Source organism: Saccharopolyspora hattusasensis, from assembly GCF_050972075.1.
Taxonomy (GTDB): Bacteria; Actinomycetota; Actinomycetes; order Mycobacteriales; family Pseudonocardiaceae; genus Saccharopolyspora; species Saccharopolyspora hattusasensis.
Genome location: NZ_JBPCDC010000001.1, coordinates 4,683,690 through 4,700,578, shown reverse-complemented (window position 1 = coordinate 4,700,578; position 16,889 = coordinate 4,683,690). Strand labels below are relative to the sequence as shown.

The 16,889-nt window shown below is 70.3% G+C and carries 14 protein-coding genes and 1 pseudogene; 4 read left to right on the top strand and 11 right to left on the bottom strand.

From position 1 onward, the window contains the following. Window positions 1-67: 67 nt before the first annotated feature. Together ACRXBZ_RS22260 and ACRXBZ_RS22255 are read left to right on the top strand one after the other, a co-directional pair. The gene (locus ACRXBZ_RS22260) at window positions 68-871 is read left to right on the top strand and encodes an SGNH/GDSL hydrolase family protein (RefSeq protein WP_433880742.1); all 804 of its coding nucleotides are present in this window, start codon (window positions 68-70) and stop codon (window positions 869-871) included. 321 nt (window positions 872-1,192) lie between these two features. Further along, a pseudogene (locus ACRXBZ_RS22255) lies at window positions 1,193-1,291 on the top strand (IS982 family transposase); the annotation flags it as partial. Window positions 1,292-1,741: 450 nt separating this feature from the next. Here ACRXBZ_RS22255 and ACRXBZ_RS22250 read toward each other — a convergent pair. Further along, on the bottom strand, window positions 1,742-4,687 hold the full coding sequence (locus ACRXBZ_RS22250; RefSeq protein ID WP_433880741.1) for an AfsR/SARP family transcriptional regulator: 2,946 nt from the start codon (window positions 4,685-4,687) through the stop codon (window positions 1,742-1,744). A gap of 216 nt (window positions 4,688-4,903) precedes the next feature. Between ACRXBZ_RS22250 and ACRXBZ_RS22245 the strand changes: the two genes are divergently transcribed. Next, the gene (locus ACRXBZ_RS22245; RefSeq protein WP_168586283.1) at window positions 4,904-5,938 is read left to right on the top strand and encodes an ADP-ribosylglycohydrolase family protein; all 1,035 of its coding nucleotides are present in this window, start codon (window positions 4,904-4,906) and stop codon (window positions 5,936-5,938) included. 82 nt (window positions 5,939-6,020) lie between these two features. On the opposite strand, the gene ACRXBZ_RS22240 is transcribed toward ACRXBZ_RS22245, so the two are convergent. The 5 genes from ACRXBZ_RS22240 to ACRXBZ_RS22220 all read right to left on the bottom strand — a co-directional run bounded on the left by ACRXBZ_RS22240 (window position 6,021) and on the right by ACRXBZ_RS22220 (window position 10,685). Beyond that, window positions 6,021-6,530 carry an ion channel gene (locus tag ACRXBZ_RS22240; RefSeq protein ID WP_433880740.1) on the bottom strand — a complete coding sequence of 170 codons (510 nt, stop codon included), beginning with the start codon at window positions 6,528-6,530 and terminating at the stop codon, window positions 6,021-6,023. Between the two features lie 131 nt (window positions 6,531-6,661). Beyond that, window positions 6,662-7,540: a metal ABC transporter permease gene (locus ACRXBZ_RS22235; RefSeq protein WP_433880739.1), complete on the bottom strand. Its 879-nt coding sequence runs from the start codon at window positions 7,538-7,540 to the stop codon at window positions 6,662-6,664. Next, window positions 7,537-8,382, bottom strand: a complete 846-nt coding sequence (locus ACRXBZ_RS22230) for a metal ABC transporter ATP-binding protein (RefSeq protein ID WP_433880738.1) — start codon at window positions 8,380-8,382, stop codon at window positions 7,537-7,539. Before ACRXBZ_RS22230 ends, ACRXBZ_RS22235 begins: the two co-directional genes overlap by 4 nt. A gap of 3 nt (window positions 8,383-8,385) precedes the next feature. Then, window positions 8,386-9,396 carry a metal ABC transporter solute-binding protein, Zn/Mn family gene (locus ACRXBZ_RS22225; RefSeq protein ID WP_433880737.1) on the bottom strand — a complete coding sequence of 337 codons (1,011 nt, stop codon included), beginning with the start codon at window positions 9,394-9,396 and terminating at the stop codon, window positions 8,386-8,388. Window positions 9,397-9,590: 194 nt separating this feature from the next. Continuing rightward, window positions 9,591-10,685 carry an ABC transporter ATP-binding protein gene (locus ACRXBZ_RS22220; protein WP_433880736.1) on the bottom strand — a complete coding sequence of 365 codons (1,095 nt, stop codon included), beginning with the start codon at window positions 10,683-10,685 and terminating at the stop codon, window positions 9,591-9,593. A gap of 184 nt (window positions 10,686-10,869) precedes the next feature. On the opposite strand from ACRXBZ_RS22220, the gene ACRXBZ_RS22215 reads away from it, so the two are divergent. Beyond that, window positions 10,870-11,970, top strand: coding sequence for a LacI family DNA-binding transcriptional regulator (locus tag ACRXBZ_RS22215; protein WP_433880735.1), 1,101 nt, complete (start codon window positions 10,870-10,872; stop codon window positions 11,968-11,970). A 467-nt stretch (window positions 11,971-12,437) separates the two neighbouring features. Here the strand turns inward: ACRXBZ_RS22215 and ACRXBZ_RS22210 are convergent, their stop codons facing one another. Genes ACRXBZ_RS22210 through ACRXBZ_RS22190 form a run of 5 tightly spaced genes read right to left on the bottom strand, consistent with a single transcriptional unit; the run spans window position 12,438 to window position 16,788 of the window. Further along, the gene (locus ACRXBZ_RS22210; RefSeq protein WP_433880734.1) at window positions 12,438-14,132 is read right to left on the bottom strand and encodes a polyamine aminopropyltransferase; all 1,695 of its coding nucleotides are present in this window, start codon (window positions 14,130-14,132) and stop codon (window positions 12,438-12,440) included. Window positions 14,133-14,145: 13 nt separating this feature from the next. After that, window positions 14,146-14,571: a DUF350 domain-containing protein gene (locus ACRXBZ_RS22205; protein WP_433880733.1), complete on the bottom strand. Its 426-nt coding sequence runs from the start codon at window positions 14,569-14,571 to the stop codon at window positions 14,146-14,148. Between the two features lie 34 nt (window positions 14,572-14,605). After that, the gene (locus ACRXBZ_RS22200; RefSeq protein WP_433880732.1) at window positions 14,606-15,739 is read right to left on the bottom strand and encodes a hypothetical protein; all 1,134 of its coding nucleotides are present in this window, start codon (window positions 15,737-15,739) and stop codon (window positions 14,606-14,608) included. Then, a complete protein-coding gene (locus ACRXBZ_RS22195) occupies window positions 15,736-16,173 on the bottom strand; it encodes a DUF4247 domain-containing protein (protein ID WP_168586274.1) in 438 nt (145 codons plus the stop codon). Before ACRXBZ_RS22195 ends, ACRXBZ_RS22200 begins: the two co-directional genes overlap by 4 nt. A gap of 3 nt (window positions 16,174-16,176) precedes the next feature. Continuing rightward, on the bottom strand, window positions 16,177-16,788 hold the full coding sequence (locus ACRXBZ_RS22190; protein ID WP_433880731.1) for a DUF4178 domain-containing protein: 612 nt from the start codon (window positions 16,786-16,788) through the stop codon (window positions 16,177-16,179). Between the last annotated feature and the right edge of the window lie 101 nt (window positions 16,789-16,889).

Below are 16,889 nucleotides of genomic sequence, written 5' to 3'. Positions count from 1 at the left end.
GTTCGAGCGCCAATGTGGTCCCGGATCACCGCGCGTGCGGGATGAATGACCAGGAAGGACATCGTCAATGGAATCGCAGCGCAGCGTCGGCTCGGCACGCTGGGACAGCTTTGTCGCGCTGGGAGACAGCCTCACCGAGGGGATCGGCGACGCCGATCCCGCCGGGGGCTACCGGGGCTGGGCCGACCGGCTGGCCGAGCACCTGACCGTCCAGAACCCGGAGCTGCGCTACGCCAACCTGGCGGTGCGCGGCAAGCTGATCCGCCAGATCGTCGCCGACCAGGTGCCGCAGGCCATCGAGCTGCGGCCCGCGCTGGTCGCCTTCACCGCCGGCGGCAACGACCTCATCCGCCCAGGCAGCGACCCCGACGCGATCGCGGAGCTCTTCGACGCCGGGGTCGGCAAGCTGCGCGCCGCCGGCGCCGACGTGCTGATCGGCACCGGCTTCGACACCCGCGAAATCCCGGTGCTGCGCCACGTCCGGGGCAAGATCGGGACCTACAACTCGCACCTGCGGGCGATCGCCGACAAGCACGGCTGCTACGTGCTCGACCAGTGGTCGATGCGGGTGCTGCGGGACGCCCGGGCCTGGAGCGAGGACCGGCTGCACCTGTCCGCGGCGGGCCACCGCCGGGTCGCGCTGCGGGCCTGCGAGGCGCTGGGCGTGCCGGTCGCCGCCGACTGGAGCGAGCCCTGGCCGGTCACCCCCGGCACGCCGTGGCGGGCCCAGCGCGTCCAGGACATCCGGTGGGCCCGCGAGTACCTGGCACCGTGGATCGGCCGCCGCTTGCGGGGCGTGTCCAGCGGCGACGGCCGCCCCGCGAAGCGCCCCCAACTGGAGAAGCTCACCGCGGGACACCCCTCGACCTGAGGTCACGGTGGTGCCGTTTCGCCTGTTGCAGGCGCATGAGCTTGTGGGGCGTACAGCTGCCGAACGGCCGGCTGTTTGATCTTTGTCTGTGAAGCGGCGAAGCCGCTTAGTCCACCCCGCACCGGCACCGCCGCGGGTTCTCAGACGGTGTCCGCCCTAGTCGAGTAAGTCCAAATTCCTGCGGGCATGAGGCGAGGGCGTCCATGATCCGCAGCGAAGGTGCCGTGCGTGTTTTTGGGTGCTATGGCACCCAAAAACGCTCACGGGTGTTCTTCCGCCACGCGAAGGTGGCCATCGGCAGACGTGCCCCCCCGAACAGGGCGCGTCGCCCAGCGTGTGCTGTCCCTGGCCGCCGCGATCTGGCACAACTTCCGCACCGGCCAGCCAGTCACTCGCTCGCTCACCGCCTACGATCACTGATCGTATTCAGACTTACTCGTCTAGGCTCTAGGGCTCTCGGCCGAGGACAGCCACGACGTGGTTATTAGCTGATGTCGGGGATCCCGCAGCGAGAAGGCGTCCGAGGTTCCGCTACTCGCCCCGCCACGCAAAACCGACCGCGGACACCGGCAACAAGACGGACACCGGCAACAAGACGAAGTGCGGACTTTCGGCCGGGATCACCCACTCCCGCGGCCGAAAGCCCGCACTCACCCCCAAACGTCCATTCGGGAGAACCATCCCGAATGTCAAACCCCCCTACGGCCGCCCCGGCCGGCCACGAGTGCCGACCGGGACGGCCGGGCGACAATCCCCCCTTGGACTCCCCCCAGAGCCGCCCGTTCGTGCGAACCATGCACGGCTTGATCCGCACGCAGATCAAGTTCCCAGCGCGCGCTACACACCCGCTAAACGTCGGCTAAACGCCCCTCAGCAGGCGGCCACGGAGAGATCTTCCAGCCGCGCGCGGACCTCCGCCGCGCGCGGCGAGCCCTCCGCCTCGAAGATCGCCAGCGCGGTGTCCCAGCGGGTCCGGGCCACCTGCTGGTCGCCGCGGGACCGGGCGGCGTCGCCGAGACCCAGGTACGCCGACGCCTGCCGCATCGCGGAGCCGCACTTCAGCGCCACGTCCAGGGCCTCGTGGTGGAAGCGCTCGCCGTCGGCGATCCGGCCCAGCTCGATGCTTACTTCGCCGCAGTTGTTCAGCACCATCGCCAACGTCTCCAGATCGTCGGCGTCCCGGTACAGCGCTTCTGCCTCGCGCAGGTGCGCCAGTGCCTCCTCCAGCTCGCCGTTGACCTGCTCCACCATGGCCAGGTTGTTCAGCGCACCGGCCACGAAGTACCGGTCGCCCAGCGAGCGGTAGACCCGGAGCGCGTCCTGGCAGTGCACTTTCGCTTCTTCGTAGCGCTTCAGGCGGAACAGCACGCTGCCCATGTTGACCTGGGTCATCGCCAACCGGGCGGAATCGCCGGTCTGCACCGCGACCCGGTACGACTCGTCGTAGTGCGCCAGCGCCGCGTCCAGCTGGCCCGACCGCGAGCACGCCACCCCGAGCCCGGCCGACATCAGCACCTTGCCCGCCCGGTCGTCCACCGCGCGGGCCGAGTCGAGCCCGTCGGTGTAGATCCGGATCCAGTCTTCCCAGGGGCAGCGCACCATCAGGTAGTTGAACTGCAGGCGCACCAGCGGCCAGGCGAGGTCGTGCATGCCTTCCGAGTTGGCCGCCCGGATCGCGGCGACCAGGTTCGGCCATTCCGCGTCGAACCACTCCAGCGCCTGGGCGCGGTCGGTGATCTGCGGCCTGGGCACCTCGGTGCCGCTGGAGAAGTCCAGGTCATCCCGGGCGGGGCGGAGGAAGCGGCGCGCGTGGTCGGCCGTGACGAGGTAGTGGTTCAGCAACCGGCGCAGCGCCTCGGTGGCGATCGAGCTCGGCGCGGCGAGCAGGTCTCGGGCGTAGACGCGCAGCAGGTCGTGCATGCCGAACCGATCCGGCTCGGGCTCGGTGACCAGGTGTGCCAGCGCCAAGGCCCGTAATCTCCGCTGCGCGCTGGGCGGATCGGTGTCGCACAGGGCGGCGACCGCGTGCGCGGTGAAGGTATGGCCGGGCACGAGCCCGAGCAGCCGGAAGGTGTCGGCGTGCACCGGGTGCAGGCTCCGGTAGGAGATGTCGAAAGCGCGGCGGACGCTCGTATCAGCATCGTCGATGTCCAGCGCGTGCAGCCGGTTCCGCTCATCGGTCAGCTCGTGCACCAGGTCGGACACGCCGCGCGCCGGATTCGCCGCGAGCCGCGCGGCGGCGATGCGTAACGCCAGCGGCAGCCCGCCGCACAAGTCCGCCAGCTGGGCCGCGGCGGCCGGTTCGGAGGCTGATTTGCCGGGCACGCCCGCCCGGTCGAGCAATTCGATCGCGGTCTCGGTCGGCAGCGTTTCCAGCGGCAGCACCCGAGCTCCGCTGCGCACCACCAGCCCGTCCAGCCGCCGTCTGCTGGTGATCAGCACCAGCGATTCGGCGCTGCCCGGCAGCAGCGGCCGCACCTGCTCCGAGTCGCGCGCGTTGTCGAGCAGCACCAGAACCCGGCGCTTCGCCAAAAACGACCGGTAGAGCGCCGTGCGGTCGTCCAGCTCGACGGGGATCGCATTCGCCGCGACACCAAGCGCTTTCAGCATGCTGGTCAGCACTTCGCCGGGCGTCAGGGGCTCGCGTTCCGAGTCGAAGCCGCGCAGCGACGCGTAGAGCTGACCGTCCGGGAACTCGTGCTCGACGCGGTGCGCCCAGGTCAGCGCGAGGGCGCTCTTGCCGACGCCGGCAGTGCCGGTCACCACGGCGAGCAGGCTGGAGCCTTGTTCGCGCTCGGCCAGCATCGTGTCGAGCGCGGCGAGTTCGCGCTGGCGGCCGACGAACCCGGCTGGGGCCGGGGGCAGCTCCGCCGGGATCGGGCGCCGGATGCCGAACCCGGGTTCCGGCCGGCGCTGCGGATGGCGCAGTGCTGGGTCGTCGCGGAGCAGCCGCTCGTAGAGTTCGCGCAGCTCGGGCCCGGGATCGAGGCCGAGCTCGTGGGACAGCCGGCGGCGCAGGTCGTGGTAGCGGGACTGCGCCTCGGCGCGGTGCCCCGCGCGGTAGTGGGCGAGCATCAGCTGGCCGGTGAGCCGTTCCCGCAGCGGTTGGCGGTCGACCAGGGTGGACAGCTCCAGCACCAACTGGTGGTGGAGGCCGAGGTCCAGGTCGGCGGCGATCCGCTCCTCCAGCGCCAGCAGCCGCAGCTCGTCCAGGTTGGGCGCGACCATCCGGTACAGCCTGCTGCTCGCGATGTCCGAGAGCACCGGGCCCCGCCACAGCATCAGCGCTTCGGCCAGCACCTGCGACCGCGCCGCGGGTTCCATGCCGTGCGCGCGGTTGATCAGGGTTCTCGCGCGGTGGGCATCGATCCGGTCGCTGTCGACCCGCAGCAGGTAGCCGGGCGGGCGGGTGACGATCTCGGCCTGTTCTGCCGCGGCCCCGAAGAGCTTGCGCAGCCTGGAGACGTAGCCGTGGATGATGGTGCGGGCACTGGCCGGCGGCTCGTTCTCCCACAGCGTGTCGATCAGCCGGTCCATCGACACGACCTGGTTCGGCTCCAGCAGCAGGCAGGCCAGCAGGGCGCGAACCGGGGCGCCGCCCAGCGGCTGCGCGACGCCGTCGGCGCGCACCTCAAGAGGACCGAGCAGGCGGAACTCCAATCCCGCGCTCGGCACCTCGGTCGAGCTGTCGTGCCCCGCCATCATCCCCAAATCCGACTTTCGCTCATGTTTTGGTTGAGCCTTCAGGCAGTCAGTCTCGACCAAGGCGCACACCGAGTCCACACCCCCGGAGAACCCGTACGGCGGCGCGCTCACCTCCCCAAAACCGGACACACCGTAACGATCACCGGCCGAGCGGAGACCGATCGCCGGCCCGCGGTTCACCCCAATGGAGCCATGCCCGATTCCTCCCGGGACGTCCCACGCGCGCCCATTCTTGCGGTGAACGCCTGCCGACGAGCCAACACGCCAAGTAAAGTCGGGACACGCCGATCACTCGTATGAGGACACTGTGGAAGGAGAGCCCACCCCGTGCCCACGCCGTCCACAGTGGTCGATCGCGCGGTGGCCTGCCTGCTCGGCGGGGCGCTAGGCGATGCGCTCGGCAGCCCGGTCGAGTACGCGCAGCTGGACGACATCCGCGCCGAATTCGGCCAAGCAGGCGTCGCCGAACCACCACCTCAGGCCCTGCTGGGCGACGCCACGCAGATGTCGCTGTTCACCGGCGAGGGCTACCTGCACGCCTGGACAACAGGCAACAACGGCGGCAACTGGCGTCCGGTCGAGTCGACCGCCGCCGCCTACCGCCGGTGGTTGACCACCCAGCAGGAGAACAAGCCGCAGCCCGGTGCGACCGGCCTGATGGCTGAGCCCGAGCTGTACGCCGGCCGGGCCCCCGGCCTGACCAGCCTGCGCGCCCTGCAAGAACCCGAACTCGGCACCCCGGACCGGCCGCGGAACAGCTCCAAGGGCTGCGGCGGCGTGGACCGCAGCGCGCCGCTCGGCTTCTCGCCGACCGCCGAGATGGCCTACCAGCTGGCCTGCCAATGCGCGGCGCTCACCCACGGCGGCGTCGGCGGCTGGGCCTCGGCGGGAGCGCTGGCGCTGATCGTGCACCTCGTCGCGGTGCAGCAGCGGAAGCTGCCGGCAGCTGTCGACCAGGCGGCTGGCCGCGTGTTGCGCGAAGACGCCGAGACGGCCACGGCCCTCGCGGAGGCTTCGACGCTGGCGCGGCTCGGCGCGAGCGTCGGGCACATCGAGCGGCTAGGACAGGGCTGGATCGGCCCGGAGGCGCTGTCCATCGGCGTCTACTGCGCGCTCGCGCTGCCGAAGCCCGACCAGTTCACCGACGCCCTGCGGCTGGCGGTCAACCACTCCGGGCACAGCGACTCCACCGCGGCCGTGACCGGCAGCATCCTCGGCGCCCGCCACGGCACGGCGGTCCTGCCCCGCTCGTGGTTGGCTCGGCTGGAACTGGCGGACGTGATCGAGCGCATCGGCCACGACCTCGGAGCCTCCTGCACGGGCGAGAAGTTCAACGAACGCCGCTACCTCGGCCTCGCCTGACCGGCGGGCCCGGGCCGTCCTCGCCGACCGGTTCGCGGCGAACGGACCGTTCACCGCATAGGCGCGAGGCGGAACTCACCGTTCAGGTGCCGTTGGGGCGGCCCGCCTTGGCCCTGACGACAGCGACCGCCGCGGCCAGGAACCCGATGTTGAAGGTCATGTGCACTGCGGCGACCGCGCGGGCGAACTCGGATACCGCGTGCACGTCGCCGAAACCGACGGTGCTGGTGATCGACAGCGAGAAGTAGAGCGCGTCGGTTTTCGTGCGCAGCGCTGCGATCGAGCCGGGATCTTGAGCGGCCAGTCCGAAATAGACGGTCGCGAAGAACAGCACTGCCAGGTACAACGCCGCCACGACCCCGGCCATAGAGCTGCCGTGGCGCGCGCCCTCGATCCGGAAGCGGCGCACCTGGAACATGATCAGCGCGGAGATGGCCAGCAGCCCGACGGCGAAGATCACGACCGCGTTCACGGTGCCGAAGAGCCCGAACCTGCCGATCGGCAGCAGGTAGTAGACGACGGTGCACGCCACCACCGCAACCAGCGACGTCGCCAGGTTGATCAGGACCCTCTTCTGGCCGCTCCCAGGCACGAGCGCCAGCTTCGGCCAACACCAGACCCGTCGCCATTCGGGTCCGTGCCCGGCGCACCGGCCCAAAACGCAGTCCCAATGGGAACTGCCACCACCCACCACGTGACCGCAGTTTCAATTGGAAACCGCCGTCAGGCGGCGGCCGGGGTTCGGGACAGGCAGCGGAGGCGGCGGTTGCCGACCACCCGGCACACCAGGTAGATCACGAACGAGATGATCGTGACGAAGGCGCTCACCGGGGCCCCGGGCGCCAGCGACAGGACAATGCCGCCGAGCACCGCCACCTCGGCGAACACCACGGCCAGCACGGTCGCCTTGAGCGGGCTCGCGGTAACCCGCGCCGCCGCGGCCCCCGGCGTCACCATCAGGGCCAGCACCAGCAGTGCGCCGACGGTGTAGACGCCCAGCGCCGTCGCCACGCCGACCAGCACCGCGAACAGCGGGGTCAGCACGCGCGCCGGAACGCCGCGGGCTGCCGCGACATCCGGGTCGACGCTGGCGAACAGCAACGGCCGGTACACGAAGGCCAGGACGACCAGGACGAGCGCCGCGCAGCAGGCCAGCAGCAACACGTCCGCGGAATCGACGCCGACGATCTGCCCCACCAGCAGGCTGAACTTGTTCGCGGTCCGCTCCGGGTTGAGCCACAGCAGCAGCACGCCGATGCCGAGCCCGAAGGACAGGATCGCGCCGATCACCGAGTCGCGTTCGGTCCCGCGCTGGCCCAGCAAGCCGAGCAGCAGCGCGGCGACCACGGCTCCGGCCAGCGCCCCGACGCCGACACCGACGCCGATCAGCAGCGCCGCGGCGGCACCGGTGAACGCGAGCTCGGCGGTGCCGTGCACGGCGAAGGACATCTTCCGCGCGACGACGAGCGGCGCCAGGCAACCGGACACCAGGCCGAGCGCCGCCGCAGCCAGCAGCGCCTGCTGGACGAACGGGTAGCCGAGCAGGTCGACCGTGGTGGAGAAGTCCAGGACCTTGCCCAGCGCGTCGATGAATGCGTTCACGCCTTTTCCGCCTCTTGCACGTGGTGGTCGTGGTCATCGGTGCCGGCGACCACCAGCCGCCCGCCGACGCGGGCGACCTCGACGTCGGTGCGGTACAGCTCGGACAACGTGGCGGAGTTCATCACCTCGTCCGGCGGGCCGATCCGGAACCGGCCGTCCACCAGGTAGAGGACCCGGTCGACCAGCGGCAGCACCGGGTTGATCTCGTGCGTGACGAACAGGACCGCCGCGCCGGTCTGCCGGGCCTGGTTCGCGATCAGCCTGCTGACCTTGCGCTGGTGCGCGATGTCCAGCGACAGCAGCGGCTCGTCGCACAGCAGCACCGACGGGTCGCTGACCAGCGCCTGCGCCACGCGGAGCCGCTGCTGCTCGCCGCCGGAGAGCAGGCCCAGCGGCATCCGGGCGTACTCGGTCGCCTCGACCGCGCGCAGCGCCGCGGCCACCCGCCGCTTGCGCTCGCGGCGGCCGCGGAAACCCGTGCCCCAGTGGTGACCGTCCAACCCGAGACCGACCAGGTCGTTGCCCCGCACCATCACGGTGGCGTCCAGCGCCCGCTGCTGCGGGATGTAGCCAATCTGGTTGCTGCCGCGACGTGCCGGCGCGCCCGCGATCTCGACGCTGCCCGCGGAGAGCTGCTGCAAGCCCAGCAGCACCCGGAGGAGGCTGGTCTTGCCGGAACCGTTCGGCCCGAGCACGGCGAGGAACTCGCCCGGCGCGACGTCGAGGTCCAGGCCGGACCACAGGACACGCGAGCCGTACGAGAGCTCCGCGCCGCGCAACCGCACGGCTGGGGCTGTGCTGGTGGGCGCGAGGACGGGCTCGGTCTCGGATCTGGCGGTCATATCTCAGCGATTCTGGTTCAGGGCGGTCTGCAACGCCGTGATCTGGGCGTCCATCCACTGCACGTAGGTCTTGTCCTGCGGCAGCGTCTCGGTCATCTCGACGACCGGGATCTGATTCTGCTCTGCGGCGGTGCGCACGTTGCGGGTGACGGGCGATTCGGTCTGCGGGTTATAGATGACCGCCGCGGCCTGCTTGGCGTTCACCGCGTTCTGGATCGCGGCCACCGCGGCCGCGGACGGGTCGGTCTCGGCCTCGATGGCGTTGACGAACTCGGGCGGCGTGATGTCCTGCAGGTTCGCAGCTTCGATCAGGTAGTGCGCGACGGGCTCGGTGACGATCACCTGCTTGCCCTTGTTCTGGTCTGCCAGCTCGCCGACCCGGCCTTGCAGCTTGCCGATCTCCTCCGCGAACCGGCCCGCGGCCTGGCCGAACTGCTCGGCCTTGGCCGGCTTGAGCTTGCTCAGCTCGGCGTTGACCTGGGCAGCGACCTGCTCCACCACGTGCAGGTCGTACCAGACGTGCTCGTTCACCGAGTGGTCGTGGCCTTCGTGCCCGCCGTGTTCCTCGTGCCCACCCGCGGGTTCGCCCTCGTGCCCGCTCGCGGGTTCGCCGTGTTCCTCGTGCCCGCTCGCGGGTTCGCCCTCGTGCTCGTCCTTGACGGCCTCGACGGTGGGTTTGCCCTGGCCGCTGTTGCCGAGGATCCGCTCCATGAACTCGTCGTATCCGCCGCCGTTGAACACCACCAGGTCCGCGTCGGTGACCTTCGCGGCGTCCTGCGGGGTGCTCTCGTAGGAGTGCGGGTCGGCGTTGGGGTCGCTGATGACCGGCTCCACCTCGACTGCATCGCCGCCGACCGCCTGCACCACGCTGGCCCACACGGTGGTGGACGCAACCACCTTGATCTTGTCGCCGGCGCCCGGGCCCGCCTGCTCGCCGGTGCTGCATGCGGTCAGGGCGAGGGCGGTTGCTGCGAGTCCGGCTAAGGCGGCGGCAGAGCGACTGCGGATGGTCATCGGATGCACTCCTCGGAGGTCGGCCCTTTGCGCAGCAGGCTGACGGCTATCTGCGAACGGTAACGGAAACCGTTGTCAACTACAGTCTAAGCACGGTTCCGCACGACACTCCACCGACCGGGTTATTTCTGTTGCGCACGCAACGACGCCCCCGCCAGGACCAGCGGGGGCGTCGATCAACAGATCGCCCGCGACTAAGCCGCCAGGCGGGCTCCGGTCTCGGGGTGGAAGAGGTGGATCTCGCTGTGGTCGCGCAGCGCCACGGTCACCTTCTGGCCGAGCGCGGGCGGGGTCCGGCCGTCGGCGCGGACGACGAAGCGCTCCTGCGAGCCGTTGACGTCGATGGCGCCGTGGATCAGCGCGTCGGCGCCGAGTTCCTCGACCAGCTCCACGGTCATCGACATCCCGGCGTCGTCGCTGGAGGTCAGCGACAGCGCTTCGGGGCGGACGCCGAAGGTGACCTCCTTGAGGTCCCCGGCGGCGGCTACGGCCTCGCGCGGCAGCGGGATCGTGGCCCCGTCCAGAACCGCTCCGTCACGGGTCAGCGGCACCGTCTTCAGGTTCATCGCCGGCGACCCGATGAAGCTCGCGACGAACGCGTTGGCCGGGTTCTCGTACAGCTCGCGCGGGGTGGCGACCTGCTGCAGCAGCCCGTCCTTGAGCACCGCGACGCGGTGCCCCATGGTCATCGCCTCGACCTGGTCGTGGGTGACGTAGATGGTGGTGGTGCCCAGCCGCTTCTGCAGCGCGGCGATGTTGGCGCGGGTCTCCACGCGCAGCTTTGCGTCGAGGTTGGACAGCGGCTCGTCCATCAGGAACACGCTGGGCTCACGGACGATCGCGCGGCCCATCGCCACCCGCTGCCGCTGCCCGCCCGAGAGCGCCTTGGGCTTGCGGTCCAGGTACTTCTCGAGGTCGAGCATCTTCGCCGCCTCGGTGACCTTCTGCTTGATGACGTCCTTGGGCGTCTTGCGCAGCTTGAGCGCGAAGCCCATGTTCTCCGCGACCGTCATGTGCGGGTAGAGGGCATAGGACTGGAACACCATGGCGATGTCCCGCGACTTCGGCGGGGTGTTGGTGACATCGTTGCCACCGATGGTGATGCCGCCCTCGTCGACGTCCTCCAGGCCCGCGAGCATCCGCAGCGCCGTCGACTTACCGGACCCGGACGGGCCGACCAGCACCAGGAACTCACCGTCGGCGATGTCCAAGGCAAGCTTGTCGACGGCCCGGACCGGCGGGCTCCCCTGGTAAACGCGCGAGGCGTTGACGTACGCAACCTCTGCCATCTGTGACACCTTTCACGGATTTGGTCACGAAAAAAGTAACCGCAAAAACGCTCGGGGTCAGCCCCTCGAATGAACCAACTCGCAGAGTGATCACTCTACGTCGCTCCGTGTTCACGTTCGAACGGGAGTGGGATATGCATCATGCTCACTTCACCGAGGGGTACTGAACCGTTACGGTTCCTCCATGGCGCGGTCAACGAATGCCCGGAGGCCTGCGACGCTCGCCTCGCTCGCTGCCGAACTTGGGGTCTCCCGGACCACGGTTTCGAATGCGTACAACCGTCCGGACCAGCTGTCCCCGGAGCTGCGCAAGCGGGTCCTGGAGACCGCTCGCCGACTGGGTTACCCGGGACCGGACCCGGTGGCGAGGTCGTTGCGGACCAGGAAGGCGGGCGCGGTCGGCCTGCTGCTCACCGAGAACCTCTCGTACGCCTTCCGCGACCCGGGCGCCGTGGGCTTCCTCGAAGGACTCGCGCTGGCCTGCGAAGACGCCGGCCAGGGCCTGCTGCTGATCCCGGCGAGCCCGGAGCGCGAGGACGTCGCCTCGGTGCACCGCGCCGGGGTGGACGGGTTCGTCGTCTACTCGGTCCCCGAGGACGACCCGCACCTGGCAGCGGTGCTCGAACGGCCGGTGCCGGTGGTGGTCTGCGACCAGCCGCGCCTGGACAACCTGGACTGGGTCGGCCCGGACGACGGGAAGGCCATCAAGACCGTCGCCGACCACCTGATCAAGCTCGGGCATCGCCGCATCGGCGTGCTCTGCATGCGCCTGGCCCGGGGCCGCAACGACGGCCCCGCGTCGGTGCAGCGGCAGGCCAACGCCAGCTTCCACGTGCAGAAGGCCCGGTTGACCGCGCTGGCCGAGGTGTTCAGCGAGGCCGGGGTGGACTGGACGAAGGTGCCGGTGGTGGAGCGCTTCGACCACACCACGGCGTCCGGAGCCTCGGCGGCGGCGCAGCTGCTGGAGATCGACCCGGAGATCACCGCGATCGTCTGCACCTCCGACATACTGGCGCTTGGTGCGCTCAGCGAGGCCCGCAACCGCGGCCTGCGGGTTCCGGAGGACCTGACCATCACGGGCTTCGACGGCATCCCGGACGCGGAGCGGGCGGGCCTGACGACGGTGCGCCAGCCGTGGCTGGAGAAGGGCCGGGCGGCCGGGCGGCTGCTGCTGGAGACCAGCGAGCCCGGCCGCCCCCGCCACATCCAGCTGGAGACCCAGCTGATCACCGGAACCACCTCGGCGCCGCCCCGCTCCGCCGAAGAACGCTGGTTCGGCCCGTAAACCCACGGCTTCCCGCAGCTCTGGCCCCGTGAGCACGTTCCGGCGCCGTAGAGGCTGTTCAGTGCGTAGAGGTTTTTCGGCGCCGTAGAGGGCTGTTCGAGAACGCGTTCCGCGTGCCAGTGAAACTGGCGGCCCTACGGCAGTGGCGGCGATTTCGCGCGAAATCGCCGCTCGCCACGCTGGCAAGGTGACGATTTCGCGCGAAATCGCCCCCCTCCCCCCACCCCCCCAGCCACGCGACCGTCACGCCGTTTCTTCGCCGCGACAGCACCAGCTCTCCCAAGCACACATCCCGGCGCCACCACATCCAAAGCAGCCGCTACAGCAGCACAAAGCACTCATGGGCAACAACGTGCGGAAACACCGCCCCGGGCCGATAGATCGGTGCTGCGGGGGCGGCGAGCTGCAGCTTCTGCCGGCAACGGCTGGAGGGGTCAGCAGGCCGGTAGTTCTTGGAGGTCAGCGGGTCAGTAGTTCACCCATTCGCCCTGGGCGTACTGGAGGATCGTCGGGTGCATCAGCGTCGACGGCTCCATGCCGGGGATTCGGGTGCGGTCCGGCGGGAACGCCGCCGACGCTTGCAGGGTTGCCTCGTCCAGCGAGCGCAGCGGCGGAACATCCGCGGGCAGCCGGAGTGGCGGCGCGCCTGGTGAGGCGAGCGGGTTTCCGTCCGCCTGGTGGGTTTCCGCAACTTCCATTGAAATCGACGGGCCGATTTCCATTGAAGTTGCGGCGCCCGTCGCGACGGGCGTCGGGTCGGGCTTCGCGCTGGCCAGGTGGAAGCCCCACTCCCCGAAGCTGGGGACCGTGATCTCGTACGGCACCGTGCTCAGGCCCGCCGCTCGCATCGTCGACTCGATGCACCAGAACGCCTTCGGCGCGAAGAACGGCGACCCCGACTGCACCACCATCCGCGCATCGTCCGACATCGCCTGCCGGGCCAGCCCGTAGAACTCCGTCGAGTACAGCTTCGCCGTCGCCGTCGAATCCGCGTCGGGCATGTCCACGAGCACCACGTCGTAGCGGTCGCGGTTGTCCCGCAGCCAGCTGAAGGCGTCCGCTGCGACCGCCCGCACTCGCGGATCGGCGAAGGCGTCCTTGTTCAAAGTGGACACTCGCGGGTCGGTGCGCGCCAGCTCCAGCACCGCCGGGTCCAGTTCCACCAGCGTGACCTCGCGGACGTCCGGGTACCGCAGCAGCTCCCGCAGCGCCAGGCCGTCGCCACCACCCAGCACGAGCACCCGCTCGTGGGGCCCGGCCATCGCCGGATGCACCATCGCATCGTGGTACCGGTACTCGTCCATCGAGCTGAACTGCAGGTCCCCGTTGAGGTACAGCCGGGTGTCGCGGTTCCCGCCCAGCGACACCGACTCGGTCAGCACGATGTCCTGGTACTGGGTGCGTTCCGAATGCACCACCGGGTCCGCGTACAGCGCCTGGCGCGCGGTGACCTCGAAATCGTCGGCGAACGCGTAAGCCCCGAGGAGCAGGCCGCCGACCAGCGCGGATGCACCGGTCAGCAGCAAGGTGGCGCGCTTGGACAGCTCCCGGCGGAAGACGGTCAGCACCAGCCCGAGCCCGGCGGCGGCGTTGACCATGCCGACCAGCAGCGCGCCCTGCACCTGCCCGAACAGCGGCAGCAGCAGGAAGGGGAACGCCAACCCGCCGACGAGTCCGCCGACGTAGTCGGCCGCGAACAGGTCGGCGACCGCGGAACCCGCGTCCTGCCGCCGAATCCGCTGCAACAGCACCATCAGCAGCGGGATCTCCGCACCGATCAGCACACCGAGCACCAGCGCCATCGCGATCAGCGCCGGCGTGTAGAGGCTCAGCCACGCGAACGCGGCGTACAGCCCGAGCACGCTGAGCCCGCCGAGCAGCGCGAGCAGCAGCTCGATGCCCGCGAACGCCGGAGCCGCCCAGCGCTGCAGGGGTTTCGCGGCGAGCGCGCCGACGCCCATCGCGAACACCATCAGCGACAGCACGATCGAGGCCTGCCCGACGGTGTCGCCGATCAGGTAGCTGCCGAGCGCGACCAGCGCCAACTCGTAGACCAGGCCACAAGCGGCGCAGATGAAAACCGCCACCAGCACCGCGGTCCGGGCGATCCGACCGCGCGGCGTGCTGGTCTCGGCCGGTTCGGCAGCGGGCTCGGCGCTCACCGACACGCGCTGCTCACCAGATCGAGGCGGCGATGATCACGGCGATCATGATGTGCGTGGTCGCCGACACCCATGTCGCCGGGTGCATGTCCGGGGAGGCTAGTTCGTCACCCAGCTTGCCGGGGGTGACCGCGTCGATCAGCAGGAACGACAGGCTCATCAGGACTAGCCCGAGGATGCCGTAGGCGAGGGTGCCGATCAGCCCGGCGATCAGGTCGTTAGCGCTGCCCATGATCGCGGTGGTCAGGATGATGCCGACCCCCAACAGTCCGGAGACCAGCAGCAAAGCCGCATTCGGGTTGCGGCTGACCCAGATCAGGTCGCGGAGCTTGCCCGGCGTGGCCAGGTCGACGAGCACGTAACCGAGTGCCATCATCGCCACGCCGATCACCCCGTAGGCGACCGCGGCGAGCATGCCTGTGAGCAGGTTCTGGAGCAAGGTGAGGCCTTTCTGGTGTCGTGGTCGGTGCGATCTAGCGTCGGGTGCCCGCCGGCGGCGGCCCCTGCGGTGGAGGTGGCGGCCACGAACCACCCGGCGGCCCGGGCGGTGCCGGCCAGCCCGGCTGCGGCCCCGGTCCGGGCGGGCCCGGCCGAGTCGGCGGCCCTTGCGGGGCGGGTGGTCCTTGCAGCAGTCGCGGCGGCTGCTGCGGTCCTGCCGACCACGGCCCCTGCGGAGGCAGCGGTCCGACCGGCGACGGCCCCTGCGGCTGCTGCGGTCCGACCGGCGGCGATCCCGGCCCGACCGACGGCCCCTGCGGAGGCAGCGGTCCGACCAGCGACGGCCCCTGCGCCCCCTGTTGCTGCGTCGGCCTGGGCTGCGGCGCGGCCGGAGCGTTCGGGGCATCCGGAGTATCCGATGTGGACTTCTGCTTGGCGCGGGCCCGGAAGCCCAGGAGCAGGGCGAGAACCACGACGACGCCCAGGCCCCCGAGCCACGCCCAGGTCACCCAGTTCGAGCCAGAGCCGTCGCCGCGCGGCAACGGCGGAGCCGAGGCGTTGCCCGACGCGTCGTCCGCCACCGGCGGGGCCTTCAGCGCGCCGGTTTCCACCAGCAGCAACGGCAATCCGAGCGTGGCCTGCCCGGCCACGGTGACCGGCTCCTCGGCCAGCGAGTCGGCGGTGACGCCGAGGTTGACGAAGTCGTCGATGCCCGGCAGCGAGGCGAGGTCGTCGGACGCCGCCACCTTGACGTCGGCCGCGTCCGGATCGTCTTCGGTGGATCCGGCGGCGACGAAAACCCGGACCTCGGCCCAGCGCGGACAGGTCTCGGCCGGGATGTTCGGTCCCCGGCTGGAGCCCTGGTCGAACTGCTTCGTCGACGCGTCCACGAGCTTCCAGCCGAAGCACACCCCGTGCGCCGCCTCGGCCGCGGCGAGCCCCTGCGCGAGCTGCTGTGCCTCGGCCGGGGTGAACCTCTGGATCGGTGGCCCCGAGTACCGCTGGCCCTCGGAGTAGCGGGTGGACTCCTCCGAGGTGAAGGTGGTCTGCGCGGGATCGCGGCCGAGCACGCCGATGAGCGACCCCACGACGCCGACGGCCACGAAGAAGCCCACCACGGCCAGCACGAGTCCCCGGCGGCGGGCGGGTTTCTTGATGGTGGTGCTCATTTGCCCGCCCCCGGACCTCTGCCGCGGAAGCTCTCGCCGTGCGGGCTGCTCCAGCCCCAGACCCCGCCGACATGGCTGTGGTAGCGACGGTAGGCGCGGTCGGCGTCCATCACGTGGATCACCGAGCCGGGCGAGTGCGGCCTGATGATCACCGCATCGCTGGAATACCGCAGGTAGATGCCCGACGAGTCGGTGTACTGCGACTGCGGGCGCCACTTCGACGTGATCTCGGCGGCCACGGCGGTCGGCGGCTTCGGGCTGGTGTAGGCCCGGTTGTCGGAGTCACCGGAGAGGTCCAGGTGGGCGGCGCGGGTGTAGTTGTTCGCGACGTAGCCGCGTGGCCCGGTGCCGGTGGCGAAGATCGCCACCAGCCCGATGATCAGAGCCAACACCGCCGCGGCGGCGGCCAGCACGAACCAGAATTTGGGTTTCACCGGTCAGTCCGCCGTCGGGTAGATGAGCACGTCGTAGCGGCTGAGCGCCTCGCCGGCGCTGGCCTCCCAGTCGGCGCCGCCGTAGGACTCGAAGCCCAGCATCGAACCGTCCGAGGCCTCGTAGTCGTGGTAGCGGACGGTGCCCTGTTCGGCGAGACCGGTGGTGGCCTCGCTGCGGAACTCGGCGCTGCCGGACTCCTCGGAGTGGTAGGTGCGCCCGGCGAAGTCGATCGTCTTCGGGCCCGGCTCGCCGGCGTCGGCGACCGGCGTCCACAACGACAGGACGAGGTCCGGGTCCTCTTCCACGGCCAGCCACACCTGCCCGCCCTTGGCGTCGTCGAGCAGATGTTCCGCCCAGTTCCAGCCGCCTTCGGAGAGCCGGATGGTGCCGCGGACGGTGTAGGAGAGGCCGCGCACCTCGACGATGTCGCCGGCCTTCAGCGCCCGCGGGTCACCGCGCAGCGAGTCCTGATCACCGGTGTGGAACGGGTCGGCGGGCCGGCTTTCCGGCTTCGCTGCGCCGCGCTTGGCGCGCACGCCCATGACCACGGCGACCACCGCGACGATGATCAACACGATGACCACGACGATCAGCGTTGCGACCAGTCCGTTCACCCGTCCGCCTTCCCTCGCGCGAGTGTCCGGCACAGAGGGTATTAGTCCTCTCCCGACGGTATGAACCCATTCGCCCAAATCGTGACAAGTAGAACGGGGGA